The organism is Methanocorpusculum sp. (genome assembly GCF_030655665.1).
In the GTDB taxonomy this organism is placed as follows: Archaea; Halobacteriota; Methanomicrobia; order Methanomicrobiales; family Methanocorpusculaceae; genus Methanocorpusculum.
The window spans coordinates 1-15,284 of sequence record NZ_JAUSPQ010000010.1; the positions used below are offsets into that span (position 1 = coordinate 1).

General features: G+C 49.7%; 17 protein-coding genes. 5 read left to right on the forward strand and 12 right to left on the reverse strand.

Features of this window, described 5'->3' with window-relative positions; all coding sequences use genetic code 11:
- Positions 1 to 345: 345 nt before the first annotated feature.
- From Q7J08_RS08645 to pyrG, 9 genes are all read right to left on the reverse strand, one after another.
- Positions 346 to 981 carry a CDP-alcohol phosphatidyltransferase family protein gene (locus Q7J08_RS08645; RefSeq protein WP_304911293.1) on the reverse strand — a complete coding sequence of 212 codons (636 nt, stop codon included), beginning with the start codon at positions 979 to 981 and terminating at the stop codon, positions 346 to 348.
- Complete coding sequence (locus Q7J08_RS08650) at positions 978 to 1,490, reverse strand: adenylate kinase family protein (RefSeq protein WP_304911294.1); 513 nt, start codon at positions 1,488 to 1,490, stop codon at positions 978 to 980. The genes Q7J08_RS08645 and Q7J08_RS08650 overlap by 4 nt, the downstream gene beginning before the upstream one ends.
- Positions 1,487 to 2,542: a histidinol-phosphate transaminase gene (locus tag Q7J08_RS08655; RefSeq protein WP_304911295.1), complete on the reverse strand. Its 1,056-nt coding sequence runs from the start codon at positions 2,540 to 2,542 to the stop codon at positions 1,487 to 1,489. Before Q7J08_RS08655 ends, Q7J08_RS08650 begins: the two co-directional genes overlap by 4 nt.
- The gene (locus Q7J08_RS08660) at positions 2,520 to 3,647 is read right to left on the reverse strand and encodes an aspartate aminotransferase family protein (RefSeq protein ID WP_304911296.1); all 1,128 of its coding nucleotides are present in this window, start codon (positions 3,645 to 3,647) and stop codon (positions 2,520 to 2,522) included. The genes Q7J08_RS08655 and Q7J08_RS08660 overlap by 23 nt, the downstream gene beginning before the upstream one ends.
- Positions 3,648 to 3,844: 197 nt before the next feature.
- Entirely contained in the window at positions 3,845 to 4,486 is a 642-nt protein-coding gene (locus Q7J08_RS08665) for a putative quinol monooxygenase (RefSeq protein ID WP_304911297.1), read from the reverse strand.
- 145 nt (positions 4,487 to 4,631) lie between these two features.
- Entirely contained in the window at positions 4,632 to 5,171 is a 540-nt protein-coding gene (locus tag Q7J08_RS08670; RefSeq protein ID WP_304911298.1) for a flavodoxin family protein, read from the reverse strand.
- 609 nt (positions 5,172 to 5,780) lie between these two features.
- The gene (locus Q7J08_RS08675) at positions 5,781 to 6,407 is read right to left on the reverse strand and encodes a flavodoxin family protein (protein WP_304911299.1); all 627 of its coding nucleotides are present in this window, start codon (positions 6,405 to 6,407) and stop codon (positions 5,781 to 5,783) included.
- A gap of 83 nt (positions 6,408 to 6,490) precedes the next feature.
- Positions 6,491 to 8,017: a glutamine-hydrolyzing GMP synthase gene (gene guaA / locus Q7J08_RS08680; protein ID WP_304911300.1), complete on the reverse strand. Its 1,527-nt coding sequence runs from the start codon at positions 8,015 to 8,017 to the stop codon at positions 6,491 to 6,493.
- A 1-nt stretch (position 8,018) separates the two neighbouring features.
- Entirely contained in the window at positions 8,019 to 9,602 is a 1,584-nt protein-coding gene (pyrG, locus tag Q7J08_RS08685) for a glutamine hydrolyzing CTP synthase (RefSeq protein ID WP_304911301.1), read from the reverse strand.
- Between the two features lie 278 nt (positions 9,603 to 9,880).
- On the opposite strand from pyrG, the gene Q7J08_RS08690 reads away from it, so the two are divergent.
- From Q7J08_RS08690 to Q7J08_RS08700, 3 genes are read left to right on the forward strand one after another with little or no spacing between them, the layout of a single operon-like run.
- Positions 9,881 to 11,170: a proteasome-activating nucleotidase gene (locus Q7J08_RS08690; RefSeq protein WP_304911302.1), complete on the forward strand. Its 1,290-nt coding sequence runs from the start codon at positions 9,881 to 9,883 to the stop codon at positions 11,168 to 11,170.
- Positions 11,170 to 11,589 carry a DUF5804 family protein gene (locus tag Q7J08_RS08695; RefSeq protein WP_304911303.1) on the forward strand — a complete coding sequence of 140 codons (420 nt, stop codon included), beginning with the start codon at positions 11,170 to 11,172 and terminating at the stop codon, positions 11,587 to 11,589. The genes Q7J08_RS08690 and Q7J08_RS08695 overlap by 1 nt, the downstream gene beginning before the upstream one ends.
- A 38-nt stretch (positions 11,590 to 11,627) precedes the next feature.
- On the forward strand, positions 11,628 to 11,951 hold the full coding sequence (locus Q7J08_RS08700; RefSeq protein WP_304911304.1) for a type II secretion system protein E: 324 nt from the start codon (positions 11,628 to 11,630) through the stop codon (positions 11,949 to 11,951).
- Positions 11,952 to 11,964: 13 nt separating this feature from the next.
- Here Q7J08_RS08700 and Q7J08_RS08705 read toward each other — a convergent pair whose 3' ends face one another.
- Positions 11,965 to 12,720 carry a hypothetical protein gene (locus Q7J08_RS08705; RefSeq protein ID WP_304911305.1) on the reverse strand — a complete coding sequence of 252 codons (756 nt, stop codon included), beginning with the start codon at positions 12,718 to 12,720 and terminating at the stop codon, positions 11,965 to 11,967.
- Complete coding sequence (locus Q7J08_RS08710; protein WP_304911306.1) at positions 12,717 to 13,442, reverse strand: sugar phosphate isomerase/epimerase; 726 nt, start codon at positions 13,440 to 13,442, stop codon at positions 12,717 to 12,719. The genes Q7J08_RS08705 and Q7J08_RS08710 overlap by 4 nt, the downstream gene beginning before the upstream one ends.
- Positions 13,443 to 13,541: 99 nt before the next feature.
- Between Q7J08_RS08710 and Q7J08_RS08715 the strand changes: the two genes are divergently transcribed.
- A complete protein-coding gene (locus tag Q7J08_RS08715) occupies positions 13,542 to 14,264 on the forward strand; it encodes a small multi-drug export protein (RefSeq protein WP_304911307.1) in 723 nt (240 codons plus the stop codon).
- Positions 14,261 to 14,944 carry a small multi-drug export protein gene (locus tag Q7J08_RS08720; RefSeq protein ID WP_304911308.1) on the forward strand — a complete coding sequence of 228 codons (684 nt, stop codon included), beginning with the start codon at positions 14,261 to 14,263 and terminating at the stop codon, positions 14,942 to 14,944. The genes Q7J08_RS08715 and Q7J08_RS08720 overlap by 4 nt, the downstream gene beginning before the upstream one ends.
- A 6-nt stretch (positions 14,945 to 14,950) precedes the next feature.
- Here Q7J08_RS08720 and Q7J08_RS08725 read toward each other — a convergent pair whose 3' ends face one another.
- Positions 14,951 to 15,283 carry a hypothetical protein gene (locus tag Q7J08_RS08725; RefSeq protein ID WP_304911309.1) on the reverse strand — a complete coding sequence of 111 codons (333 nt, stop codon included), beginning with the start codon at positions 15,281 to 15,283 and terminating at the stop codon, positions 14,951 to 14,953.
- Between the last annotated feature and the right edge of the window lies 1 nt (position 15,284).

Consider the following 15,284-nt stretch of genomic DNA (forward strand, 5'->3'; position numbering starts at 1 on the left):
TTCATTAAAAACTACCATAATATTTCTCTCACAGGAGCCGCTGGGGCGGCGACAGGATTTGCCCGAACGCTCCCGATGAAGGGGCGAGCCGTTGGGTCGAGCGGGTTGTCGACGAAGTCGACGACCTCAGCCGAGCAAATCTTTGATTTACGACTAGACCCAACGAGCGAGAGTGAGGGATAGCAAATCCGATTCTTCTCGCCCGAAGGGCGGATTCGCGCCGATTCGCGGTTGGTTATTTCTCATCCATCCACACCCAGTTACCTCTCTCCCAAATTGGATCCACACCAACACAGCGTAATTCCTATTAGAGATAGAGTATTAGAAAAAAATAGTGATTAATATCTACTGCCCTTTTCCCGCGTTCAGTTCTTTGAGCGTCATCACGAACCGCTGGATCGCGGTGATATGCCCGAAGAATCCGTACACGACAAGCATCCAGCCAAGGAACGGCAGACCAAACAGGATCGGTGCCGGATAGATGACCTCGGCAAGACCGAACAGCATCAAAAGAACCAGACGATCGGCACGCCCGAGGACCCCGCCGTAGTTTCGCTTGAGACCAACTGCCTGTGCCTGGGTCCCCATATAGGATGAAAGCAGAACGCCGGTGATCGCAAAAATACCTATCACCCACGACGGAACCGGCGCTTGCCAGGTCTGGACCCCGTAAACGATGATACCGGTGACGATGAACACATCTGCATACCGGTCGAAGACATGATCCAGATAATCACCGATCGGGCTTGCAAGTCCCGTATACCGGGCGAGGGCTCCGTCCAGAACATCCAGAAACGAGTTCAAAACAACAAAGAGCACACCGAAAAACGGCTGACCGAATGCGAAAAAAACTCCGGCGATAAACGCACATATCAGAGAGACGACGCTCCACATATTCGGCGTTATCGGAAGTTTCGAAAACGCATGTGCAATCGGCGTTAGTACCCACTGGATTTTCGGACGAAGTGAATCAAGACTCATAAGACATCTGCTATATACTCTGACCAGTCAAGCGATCCAAATGATGCGGGAGATTCCCCCTTAACAAAAGAGATGATACTCCTGACCACAGATTCTCTATCTGTACTTGTAGTGTCTATCTCATAAATCTGTTCCGATGCAAAGGCATCAACAGTTTCGATCAGGATCACGTCCAAAGCCTCTGCCTCCACATTTTCGTTGATCTTTTCCTCTGAATATCCGCGGGGAGCGAGACGTTCTCTGAGAACATCCGGACGACACCGGAGGATCACGATCTTATCGCAGGGAAGATAATGGGCGAATGCTCCTTCCACAAATCCGTCGGTGTAGGGAAATGCATCGGCCCATGCATCCACGTCCACAACATCCGAACCCGATTCGTCATCATGTTCAAGAACAAACGGGGCCACAGTGGTTTTCAGATCGAGAACCGGATGACCCATTTCCCGCAGAAGTTCAGCAACCGAGGTCTTCCCGCATCCGGGAGTTCCGGTTATCCCGATCATCATAATTTTTTCACCGCTGAAAGGAACCTCTCGTTCTCCCAGACATCGCCGACACTCACACGGATGAACGTATCCCCAAGTCCCGGGAAACTTGCACAGGAACGAACGAGAACTCCCTGCTTTGCAAGGGCTTCCATTGCGTCATCCCCTAACTTGGGTGCGACATTGATCAAAACAAAGTTCGCACCGCTGGGAGATACCGGGAATGGGATCTCTTTGATGAATTCCTCACGCCATTTCCTGACATGAGCGATGAAATTATCTTTATAGACATGATCCGATACCGCTTCGGCTGCCGCAGCTGCGGAAACGCGGTTCAGGGTGAACGGGGTTGCCGCAACGTTGTAGGGACCTTCGAACCATTCGGGAACGAATGCATACCCGATACGAAGCCCCGCAAGACCGTAGACCTTGGACATGGTCCGTCCGATGATGAGATTGTCGCGGGAGAGAAGCGGCAGATAGTTGACATCCGAAAACTCGACATAGGCACAGTCCAGGAAAAGAACGCCGTCGATCCGGTCGAGAATATATTCGATGTCCTCGATCGGAGTCACGGTCCCGGTGGGATTGTTCGGTGTACAGAGGAAGGAAATTTTCGCGTCCTTCGCTTCCTGGAGGAACACGTCCAGATCCACAGTGAAATCAGATTTACGGGGGACATTTACCACTTTTGCAGACGCTGCTTTTGCAGCGAGGCCGTACATGGAAAATGTCGGTGTGGAAATGACGACTTTTTCACCTGGAGCTACCAGTGTTCGGATGGCGGTCTCAATGACACCGTCCATGCCAAGTCCCGATGTAACGACAGGAGCATCGCAGATATTCGCACGAAGCGCCGCGTGATATTCTGCCGCCTTCGGATCCGGATATCTGTTTACGCCGGATAAAGCCTCTTTTGCTGCGCGAATGACCTTTTCTGACGGGGGATAGGGATTTTCGTTGCTCCCGAGAAGGGCAACTTCGGAGAATCCGTATTCCTTTGCGATATCCGCAGGGGATTTTGCAAAGACATACCCTGATTTGATGAATTCAGATCTGACCCGCGGCTTCATTGATCACTCCGACTGCATAGTTGATTTCGTCGGCCGAGATTGTCAGAGGCGGGACGATCCGAATATTGCCTTCACCGGCAACGTTGATGAGAACACCCTTTTCCATACAGATTTCGGCAAGTTTCGGAGCAGAGTCGCCGAGTGTGAACCCGACCATCAGACCCCGTACCCGCGGGTTGAATGCAGCAAGACCTTTCTTGAAAAGTTCGCCTTTTGCAGCGATGCCCGGCAGAAGTTTTTCGATGATGCCGAATGTGGCGTTTCCTGCAGCGCAGGCGATAGGACCGCCGGCAAAGGTACTGCCGTGTTCGCCTTTGGTGAACTCGAGTCCTTCCCGGGCGATGATCGCACCCATCGGGATGCCTGACGCGATCCCTTTTGCAATGCTGATGATATCGGGCTGGACGGTGGAGTGCTGGAATGCAAACCATTTTCCGGTCCGTCCCATGCCGCTCTGGACTTCGTCGCAGATCATAAGAGCTCCGGCGTCGTCGCAGATATCCCTGATCCCGGGCAGGAAGTCCTCGGGCGGGATGATGATGCCGGTCTCTCCCTGAATAGGTTCGAAGACAACGGCTGCAGTATCTTTATTGACGGCAGCTTTGAGACCCTCGAGGACGCCGTAGTCCGGGAAATCACAGTGGATTCCAAGCGGCTCGAAGGGTTCCCTGATCTGGGGTTTGTGGGTGACGGCGAGGGATCCGATGGTCCGTCCGTGGAAATCGTGGTTGAAGGAGACGAAGTTTTTCCGTCCCGTGCGGACCTTGGCAAGTTTGAGAGCCGCATCGATTGCTTCGGCCCCGCTGTTGCCGAAGAAGACCTTGCCCATGCCGCTTGCTTTGCTCAGTTTTTCTGCAAGTTCGGCCTGACCTGGTATGTAGTAAAGATTGGAGCAGTGGATAAGTTCGTGTGCCTGGCGGCAGATAGCGTCCACTACTTCGGGGTGGCAGTGACCTGTGCTGCAGACCGCGATTCCTGCGACTAAGTCGAGGTATTTGTTCCCATTATCGTCCCAAACAGTGCAGCCTTCTCCTTTGACGATCTCCATCGACCGTCCAAAGCAGGGCATGTAGTATTTTGCATCAAGTTCTTTGTAGGTGGACATGATTTTTTCTCGCTGATATTTAGATAAATATTTGTCGTTCTGTGTATTGAAACTGCATGTTGATCGGGGGGAAATACGGCAAATTCGAGGGTTTTTCTATGGATTAGCGCTCCGGGAGTAATCCAGGTAACATCAAAGTTCATTTTTGCTCTCGCTCGGCTCATTGTGCCCATAACAAGATGGTAGATCAACGTACTTCAGACTATTGCGCTTATGCTGTATTTTTCAATAGTCACGTTGGTAACATACTCTTTTTTCAAAGACTGTAACCGTTGATAATGTTCTGTTTTACTATGTAACGTCTGAGCTTTGTTGCTTACCCAAATTTCCATTAAAAACAAGATGTCTTCTGAATCTACGGGTTTATAGTATTCATATTTGTAATTGCCCGGCTCTGCCCTTGAAGCGGTAATAATATCATTTTCAACAACTTTTTCAAGAAACTCATCCCGTTTGCCTGGAATGACTGCATATTTGACATTTACAAGAATTCGGTCATTAATTTTACTTAAAGCCTGCTCAAAACTTTTTGCTTTAACAACTGCAAAATACTTTCCGAACTCTTTTGTCCACATATCCATTTCGTCTTGAATATCCTCCGTCTCTGGCATGATGAATGCAACGTATTCACAATCAGTTTTTGATATATTGGGAAGCAACTCAGAAAACCCCCATTCTACATCTTCTTTGTCATCCTCAAATCCATTCCTTGCATCAACAACAAAATTACTATGCGGAAATTGCTTCAATAAATCTAATGCAAATAAGGTAGGCTTTCTGTAATCATTCAAACAGGCAAATTTTTTCCATGTTAGAAACACCACCTTTTCATTTTTCATATATCTTACATTACAAAATTCCGAATCAAACTCCAATTTGCTGCTCATATAAACTCTTCCCTCATTAGTAATTGCATACACGTTCGCATGTTTTATTTATCATTTTGATCATAACTGGAATTAAATCGCATGAAAAATTTATATTTCATCTTATTTGTTCGCCTAACTTCCGAGCTTCTGCCAGCGCCTGATTTCCCTTGATGTCGCCTCTATTTTTTAAGCCTTTTGCAAAAACCCTTCCCGCATCCTGGAGATTGAAATAATCTAAAATTAATTGATATTGCAATTCTATCGAATCAAATACTGCCGGAAGCGTTTCCCCTGCAACTAATAATAATCCTAATTTTTTAACGTTAAACGTGTTTCTTAAAGGCGTATGTAAATGGTCAATAATTGCCTTTAATTGTGCGCTAATTCCGTAGAAATAGACTGGAGATGCAACAACTATGATGTCAGCTTCTGTCAACTTTTTGTAAATCCTTGGCATATCATCATCCTGAAAACATGCATTACCTTCTCTCGAAAAACAAGCATTGCAACCGATGCATGGATTTACTTTATAATCGGCAACTGAAATAATTTCCACGTTATTATTCTTCTTCGCTCCATCAACAAAGGCTTTCGCTAATATTTCTGTATTCCCGTTTTTTCTAACGCTTCCGACAATTACTGCAATATTGCTCATGTTTTACCTCTTTACTATTAATTTGAATTTATTTGTTCATTTTTTTATATATCCACACCCAAATAAACATAATGGGAAGTTGGAGCCTGGTTTTGACAGTTGCAAATATACTTCTCCCACATCTCATTCCTTTTTATGAATATGGGGTGCGGGAGGGCGACTCCGGCGCGGAGGCGGATTGACGGCAAAGCCGGCGATCTTAGCTGAGCAAATCTCTGATTTGCGAGCCCGACGCGGTGGTTATATCCGATTTACCGTGACCCCTATATATTTCCGGTAGTTCGATTGCGATGGAATATTTAGATATTACGTACGCGGTGTTGGGGTGTGGATTCAATTCGGGAAATATTAGATTGTAACCATATTCCCAAGCCGCTTCCCTTTCAAAATACACCTCACACCTCCCAATCCCTTTTTTTTAACTCTTCAGCGACAGATGAGCTAGACAGAACGTTAACTTGAGCCTTGGAAATAGGATATAACCACCGCGTCGGGCTCCGCGCCGGAGTCGCCCTCCCGCACCCCATTATCAGAAAAATATATGAAATATTGGAGACTTATTTTGAAAAGTAAGTGATTCACGAGAGCGTTTTCTCAACATATGTCCTCTTACATTTTTGATTTCATAATATTCAGTATTTTATCCTTGAGAAGAATCGTTTTGACTAACTTTTTTCCAGCTTTTTCCAGCTTGATCAACTGATTCGTATCCAATAATAGTTCATTTTTATTAAATACATTATATATTTTAAGCTCATCCACGACTCTGTATCCAAGAGCCTGCAGGGATCTGGTCATAGTAACTGCAGTATATCCCAGATCTTCCGGATCTTTCTGCTCGCAAACGGCAACGACCGTTGCATATTTAATTCCCGTTGCTTCGTGTATCCCCATCCACACTGACCGGTCGTCTTCATCAAAAACCTCATAGCAATAGAGCCGGTCTATCATATTTTTGATGATACCGGTTACGTTGTAAAAATAGGTTGGAGATCCGATGACGACACCATCTGCCTCCATTATTTTAGGATATATTTTTTGCATATCATCTTGAATAACACACTCAAAGGTCGTTTTACACCCTTCACATCCATTGCAATCTTTTATTTCATAATTTTTTAAATAGATAGCTTCTACTTCTGCACCCTGATCCATAGCACCCTCAAGCACTTTTCTCACAGCTGTATCAGTATTCCCGTTTTTCCTATAGCTTCCTATTAATCCGATTATTTTCATAAATTACACCATTCGCTTGCATTCCCAGAATTATAATCCCGGGATTTTATTTCCGAAGATTATGTTCTGCAGCATCCTGTAATTTATTCGTATTCGATCGTTGCCGGGGGCTTGCTGGTGATGTCGTATAAGACACGGTTCACGTGCCGAACTTCATTGATGATTCGGCTCGAGACCTTTTCGAGCAGCGGGAAGGGGATCTGTGCCCAGTCGGCAGTCATGAAATCGGTCGTCGTGACCGCACGTAAGACGATCGCATAGTCATACGTCCGCTCATCGCCCATCACCCCGACACTGCGCATGTTCGTCAGTGCCGCAAAATACTGGTTGATGTCCCGGTCGATCCCTGCTTTCGCGATCTCTTCGCGGTAGATCGCATCAGCATCACGCACGATATCCAGCTTTTCCTTCGTGATATCACCGATCACTCGGATCGCGAGACCCGGACCCGGGAACGGCTGACGCCAGACCAGATTCTCCGGGATGCCAAGTTCGAGACCGGCACGACGGACCTCATCCTTAAAAAGGACTCGCAGCGGCTCGATGATCTCCTTGAAATCCACATGATCCGGCAGACCGCCGACATTATGATGGCTTTTGATCACCGCAGCCGCGCCCGGGCCCGACTCGATCACATCAGGATAGATCGTTCCCTGCACAAGGAAATCCACTGTGCCGATCTTTTTTGCCTCGACTTCAAAGACGCGGATGAACTCCTCACCGATGATCTTCCGTTTCTGTTCTGGGTCGCTGACGCCGGCAAGTTTCCCGAGGAACTGGTCCTCGACATTGACCCGGATCAGATTGATATCATACTGCTTCCGGAAGATCTGCTCGACCTCATCTCCCTCGTTCTTTCTGAGAAGACCGTGATCAACGAAGATACAGGTCAGCTGTTTTCCAACAGCTTTGTGGACAAGGACCGCAGCAACGGATGAGTCGACTCCTCCTGACAGTGCGCACAGAACTTTCTTGTCGCCGATCTTCTCACGGAGCTGAAGGATCATGTCCTCAACAAAAGAGGACATTCTCCAGGTGCCTTTGCATCCGCAGACATCGTAGAGGAAGTTTTTGATCATCGTCATGCCCTCAGGCGTGTGCATGACTTCCGGGTGGAACTGAACTGCGTAGATCTTCTTTGCAGGGTTTGCCATCGCAGCGACCGGACATACGGTAGTATGAGCCTCTCTCGTGAATCCGGCAGGGACCTCGCTGATATAATCCGTGTGACTCATCCAGCAGGTGGTCTCTTTCGGGACGTTTTTGAACAGGACAGATTCCTCCGTGGAGACGAACGTTCTGCCGTACTCGCGGGTCGCGGCAGATGCTACTTTTCCTCCAAGGAGATATGCCGTGAGCTGTGCGCCGTAACATATCCCAAGGATCGGGACACCGAGATCGAAGATGCCGGCATCAACGGTCGGAGCGTTTTTCGCATACACGCTCGCCGGTCCGCCGGTGAAAATAATTCCCGCATAGTTCCCTGCTTTGATCTCCGAAAGAGGGATCGTGCAGGGCTTCACTTCACAGAAAACATGTGCTTCTCTGACGCGGCGGGCAATCAGCTGATTGTACTGGCCGCCGAAATCAAGAACTAAGATCGATTCCATGTTACTCCTTTCTCTGAATATCGCGGCAGGTTTTTACAAAACCGATGAACGGTGCAGACGGGCGGGCAGGACGTGATCTGAACTCAGGGTGGAACTGGGTCGCAACAAAGTACGGGTGGTCATCCAGTTCAAGTGCTTCCATACGTTTGCCGTTTCGACCGACAAACTTCATACCCTTTGCTTCGATCTCAGTGATGTAGGCCGGGTTGACTTCATATCTGTGCCGGTGACGTTCGACTATCTCGGTCGAACCGTAGAGGTCCGCAAGCCGGGAAGCCGGGTCAAGGGTGACCGGGTAGTCGCCAAGACGCATCGTTCCGCCGAGGTCTTCAACGCCTTCCTGCTCGGGAAGAATAGCGATCGCATGGGTGCCCGGACCCATCTCTTCGCTTGTCGCATCCTTATAGCCGACAACATTTCTCATGAACTCGATGACACAGAGCTGGAACCCGAGACAGAGACCAAGAAGAGGCTTTTTGTGTTCACGGGCATACTGGATCGCAGAGATCATGCCTTCGATACCGCGGTTGCCGAATCCGCCTGGGATGAGAATACCATCCAGATCGGCGAGGTCTTCAGTGGTGTAGAGTTCTGCGTCGAGCCAGTGGATAACGACCTCGGTTGAGAGAAGACGGCCTGCGTGTTTGAGGGCCTCCTTGATGGAAATATAGACGTCCTCAACTCCGTATTTGGTGATGATACCAACAGTGATACGGTTGGTGTATTCGCGGGCGATCAGTGAATACCAGCTGTTGTCCGGTTTTCCCGACTCAAGGTGGAGCTGCTTTAACAGGACCTCGGCCATTCCCTCTTTTTCGAGTTCCATGGGAACGAGGTAGGTATCGGGTGCCGTCTGAGCACTGATGACGGCGTGAACATCCACGTCGCAGAAGGAGGAGATCTTTCGTTTGGTAGAGAGAGAGACAGGAAGGTTGCTTCTCCCGACAATGATGTCGGCTTCAAGACCGAGTTCGCGAAGAGCTTTGACAGAGTGCTGAGTGGGTTTCGTTTTCAGATCGCCCATCGTATCGGCCGGCAGGAGTGTGACGTGGACGAGGGCAAAGTCGCCGTTTCCATACTCCCAGTGCATCTGGCGGACAGCTTCCAAAAACGGCATACTTTCGATATCGCCCACGGTCCCTCCCACCTCGACGATACAGATCTCGGCATGATTTCCGTCTTTGTCGACCCAGGACTCGGCTGCGTGTTTGATACGGTCTTTGATCTCATCGGTGATATGAGGGATGATCTGGACGGTGGCGCCCAGATAATCTCCGTGGCGCTCCTTCGAGATGACCGAGGAGTAGATCTTTCCTGTGGTCAGGTTGTGATCACTGGTAAGTTCGATGTCCAGGAAACGCTCGTAATTTCCCAGATCGAGATCAGCTTCCCCGCCGTCTTTCAGGACAAAGACCTCGCCGTGCTGGGCTGGGTTCATGAGTCCTGCGTCGATATTCAGGTAGGGATCGATCTTTACGCTCGTGACGTGATATCCCCTGTTGATGAGAATGCGGCCGATAGATGCAGCAGTGATGCCTTTTCCCAGTCCGCTCATTACTCCTCCGGTTACTACTACATATTTCATTTTTGCCCTTCCTTTTCCGAAATCAAATAATGTCTATCTATTGATCCTGAACAGTATTAAGAATACGGGAATGAGAGGGAGATGATGCTTTCGCTCTTCGAAGAATCATTCCGGAGATACTCTGACACACGCGCACCACATACCCCCGGCGAATATATTTTATGCATTGCAGAGAGCACTCCGCTCAGATTCCTGTTTGCAGAATTGCCGGTGACAGTTTTTCCATGCCTTAATCAGATAAAATATAAATGCTCAATCCCAAACATAAACAGTACTATATGGAAGAAGAGATAAAATCCCCCAATACCGGTCGAACCCGCGAATCAAACATCTCCCCAAATGCCCTCGACTTCGGGGACCTCAATGACCAATATGCTAAGTTACACGAAGAGGCGATCTTCCTGAAAAAAGAGAACGATTCTCTCCATAAAATAATCAAGACCACGAAAACCGAGAACGAGTCGCTCAGGCTGGAAAACAACAAGATCCGGATGGACAATGCCCAGCTGAAAAAGGAGAATGCGCAGCTCAAGCGTCTGCCGCTGTTTGTTGCGGTCGTTATAGAGAAACTCGAAGAGAATGAACTGTATCTGCGTCAGCTCGGCAATAATCAGGAGTATGTGACCCAGGCAAACCCTGTGATCTATGCTGAAGTGAAGGCAGGGACCAAAGTCGCGGTCAACAATACGCTTTCGGTCGTGAAGATCCTTGGAAACACCATCGATGAGCGTGTCCGCGTGATGGAGCTTGAAGAGAAACCGACGATCACGTTCGCCGACATCGGCGGCCTGAAGAATGAGATCGTCGAGGTGCGCGAAGCGGTCGAATACCCGCTCACACGGCCCGAGTCCTTCGAGAAGTTCGGGGTCATCCCACCCAAAGGCGTGCTTCTGTTCGGTCCGCCTGGTACCGGTAAGACGCTGATCGCGAAAGCGGTCGCAAACAATGCCGGCGTTCCGTTCCTGAGAATGGCAGGCTCCGAACTTGTGCACAAATACATCGGTGAAGGCGCCCAGTTGGTCCGCGATCTCTTTGAGATGGCACGTGATCTTGCAGTGAAAAACAACGGTGTTGTTGTTTTCATCGATGAGATCGACGCGGTCGGCAGTATGCGTACGAATGACGGTACTTCCGGCTCTGCCGAGGTCCAGAGGACACTGATGCAGCTTCTTGCCGAGATGGACGGGTTCAACAACCGCGGGAACATCCGGATCATGGCGGCCACAAACCGCCCCGACATGCTGGATTCAGCACTGCTCCGCCCGGGACGGTTCGACCGCCTGATCAAGATCCCCGCACCCGACAGCGAAGCAAGGATGCAGATCTTCAAGGTCCACATGAAGAAGATGGAAGCAGCAGGCTCCCTCTCAGGAATCGATTACGATGAACTGGTGAGAATGACCGACAATCTGACCGGTGCCGAGATCGAGGCGATCTGCCGCGAGGCAGGAATGCTTGCCATCAGAAACAATGACGATATGATCACCGGCGTGAACTTCACGCAGGCGATCCGCAAGGTCAAGCATCAGGATAAGGATGATGACCGTCGCGATATAATGTATATCTAATGCATTTGGTCTGTATTGGAAAACCAGGCGTGGATCTCTACCGGACCCTCTCGGATTCCGAGACGAGCCGGCATATCCTCCGTTTTTATCACCCAAAGGAGACACCTTGGGGTGTGACATTTGAGGTGGCGACCATATCAAGCGGTCTTGCTATGGCGAGCGAACTTCGCTGGTATATCATGCGATATATGAAAGAAGTGCTCTTTGAAGATACAGAGCATGACGTTTATCTCACCCGTGATCTGGCTCGCGAAGTGTATGAGACCAGGTCTGCGGCTTTGATCGAGGGCTGGAACATCTCGTTTCGCGTCGTTATCCTGGAAAACGGGACCTCGGCACGCGTCCCGGACGGCGTGCCCGATCCTCTGGGTGTTGTGCAGACGTTCCATGTATGGGGTCTCGCACAGGAACATCCATAAGTTAAAATTAGTCGGAATACTAATGGAGTAGTACTAGTATGGCAATTCATCTTTCTTTTACTCTGGATCCCGAGCTTGCCGAGCGGGTGGATATTTTTGCAAAGAAGCAGGAGCTGGAGAGAAATGAAGCCCTGCTTCGTTTGATCGAAGGGGGACTTATGCAGGCGGAACAGGCAGGGATCGTGCCTCCGCCAAGGGAGAGGAGTTTTAAGGAGACGATCCGGATGCAGAAGAACATCGATATGCTGGTCAGAAATATCGATGAACTGAAAAAAGAGGTGCGGGTCATGCACCATCTGCTGAATCTGCAGAAGGATACCGCTGCGGTCAAACCGGCACGCCGCGGGTTCTTTAAAAAATAGGTATTATCTTTTTTTATTCAGTTACAACTACCCGGTTTTCCAGCAGGAACGGGCTTTTGCGTAAGCAGAGGGAAAGAAGATACGGGTAGTTTCTGCTCAGATACTCCATATGCTCCAGCCACGCGGTAGTGAGCTGACAGTAGACCCGGTTCACATCTCCTGTAAGGTGGGCGAGATCGGTGACCGGCAGAGTATGAAAATCATCCCGACTTGCGAGTTCTTCCCCCAGATGGAACAGATCCTGCAGAAGTTTGGAGATGGTATTGTGTTCAAGAAGTACAGGATTTTCGATCAAACGAAGCAGGAAGTCATGATTTTTCATGAAGATTTCCCGGATCTCGTTCAGATCGTCGGGACTTGGGACCGTTCGTGTGCATAATTTGGATGCATGATCCTTCGCCGCCGTATACTGCCCTTTGGTCCAGGTATTTATGACCTGCATATTCTCACGAAGCATTTCGGGTGACTTATCCCACTGGATCATCTTCCTAAGAAGGATGTCGCCCATCTCGGAGAAGAACAGACCGATGATCATGCGGCTTTTTTCCTGTTGTTCGCGTTTCGCCCGCATGGTCAGGAGGCGGTTGATGATCAGCGTCACGATAAGGATGTTGATCGGGAGAAATCCGAGACTGTTGAATATATAGGAGAGTGTGTTACTCGCACCGTTGTCCCCGAAGAACAGGAATTTAACTGCGTATACGATGACGGATACGGCGATCAGCATGCAGGCGAGCCGTATTTCCCAGGTGAGATCTTTCAGCTTCATGAATATCCCCCCTCTCGGAGCACATTCAGGCTTTGCAGTGCTCCTTCCAGTGTCTCGACTTCGATGACCGGGTGGCTGACATTGTTTTCCCGAACTTTGGTCATGACCTTATCAAAGTCGATATTACCTTCACCGATCGCCGAGTGGCTGTCATGTTTTCCGTCGTTATCATGGAGATGAACATGGGAGAAGGGGACCTCCAGAAACTCTTTCAGTGTTCCACACTCGTTGGCGTGGCCCACGTCCAGACAGAAAAGGGCGCCGTCCAGGAGTTCAATATCGGCCGGGGTCTGGAGATAAAAGTATCCCCAGTTCCCCATATTTTCAATAAAATACGTCACGCCGAACTCGGCAGCATCCGACCGGATCTGTGCAAGGGAGGCACGGAGATTTTTGCCGGCGAGTTCCCGCTCGTACTCCCATGCAATATATCCCGGGTGGATAACGACCGGAGCGTCGACCTCTGCAGCTATTGATAATGTGTCATGGATGACCTCCACGGCGGCACGGCGTATAGGTTCCAGAACCGAGGCGAGGTTCACCCCGCGTGAAGGAGCATGGATGCTGTATTTGTATGAGTATGAGAGAAGGAGCGCTGCATCTGTCAGAAAATGGGGTCCGTCATCCATGATCTCGACATGACCCGTGTGGGGGGCAAGTGTTTCCAGCGCAGCATCCAGCGGAGTGGAGTGGAGGCAATGCGTCGAGATAGAGTAATCCATAATGCTAAGTATTGAAGGTCCGCACAAAAAAATGATTCGCACCCGCACACCGGATAGGTGCCCGCCAACTCTTTATCATCCACGCACAAACAAATAGGCATGAATACGGGAGAACAGACCAGAAAGGAGTGGATATATCGTATCCTGAAACGCGTCTTCTTTCTGGTCGTCCCGATACTGGTATATCTCATTCTTCTTGGCGTTTTCTGGTTCGTGTATCCGCCACAGACAGGTGTGTTCACGCTTCCGCCAAGCACGGAGTATCTCGCACTAATCGGCCTTATGGGCGCTTATCTCGTCCCGCCGTTCGGGAAAGAAACGATCGTCCCTTTGGCACTCGGTCTGGGGTATCCGATATGGGTGATCTTTCTCGGAGTCGTCGGCATGGACATCGTCACGGCGACGTTTGTTTCCTTAAACTTTGATCTGCTGCTGAAGGTCCCGCTTGTCGGCAGATGGATCAGATGGGTCATGCGGACTGCTGATAAGCTCAGGAAAACGAAACCGTGGATCGAACAGCTGTCGAGTGCAGGACTGCTGCTGTTTATGTACATCCCGCTGCAGGGATCGGGATCGATAACCTGTTCGGTGCTCGGTCGGCTGCTTGGGTATAAACCGGCTGTGAGTCTCGGTCTGGTCGTTATCGGGAGTGTGCTTTCCACGCTGACGGTCGCACTGGGCGCTTCCTCGGTCATCCAGCTGTGGTACATCCATCCGCTTCTTGGTGTTGCCGCTGCCGTTCTCATCCTTGCGGCGATCGTGGTGATCGCGTACTTCTGGAGCAGGTTTACAAAGAGGTTTTACCGCTTGGAGGGGACATGAGCGAGGAGATTTCCCCGTATTATAAACCGCAGCTGAAGACAAGAGTGGTGATGACGTTTGGGATGCTGGGCATTCTCGCCGTTTTCATCATCTGGCTTTTTGCGTATCTGCCGACCGACCAGTTCATTCTCGGAATCTCTCTGTTCGCTCTGTATATGGCGCCGGGTGCGGGAAAAGAGAGTATCATCCCGGTGATGATGGGGTTTGGCTATCCCTGGTGGCTGGTGCTCGCCGGGATCGTAACGATCGACATGACACTTGCGGTCCTGATCTCCTTTAACTTTGATCTGCTGCTGAAGATACCGGTACTTGGTCAGGTGCTGATGTTTTTTACGGAGAAAACGAACAAGATCCTGCAGAAACGGCCGTGGATCAAAGGTCTTTCCGTAGGTGGCCTGCTGATTTTCATGTATGTTCCGTTTATGGGATCGAGTGCGATCGACACTTCGATCATCGGAAGACTCCTTTCGATCCATCCGAAGATCATCCTGCCGATCGTGTTCGCGGGGAGCATCCTTGCAACGCTGACGATGGCATTTGGCGCGAGGGCGATCATCGATCTCTGGTTTGTGCAGCCGATATATGCAGTAGGGGCAGTGGCGGCGGTGATCGCCGTCGGTATTTTGATCTATATCGGCTGGCAGAAGTTTACTGCCCGTCGGTTCCCAAAAAAAGAGTGAAGGTCCTTATTTTTTCAGATATATTATCCAGCCGATACCTACTCCCATTACTGCAGTGATGACATAAAAGGCAAGGTAGACCAGAGCCGAGTCATTGTAGTAGAGATACAAAGTAGGGATGAAGGCAATGCCTGCGATGAACGGGTGAAGGATAGCGGATTTTTTTAAGCCGCAGATGAGGCCGAAAACAATGCCTGTTATGAGGCAGGCGAGGGGATTGATTACGAGGAGAAGAAACCAGGCAGGCCCGCCCGCCAGAAGAAATGGAGCGGGAAGGAGATAATAGATAAGGCCGAGGAAGACGAGTGTGCCGAAAAAGACAGGGATAAGCGGTTTCATG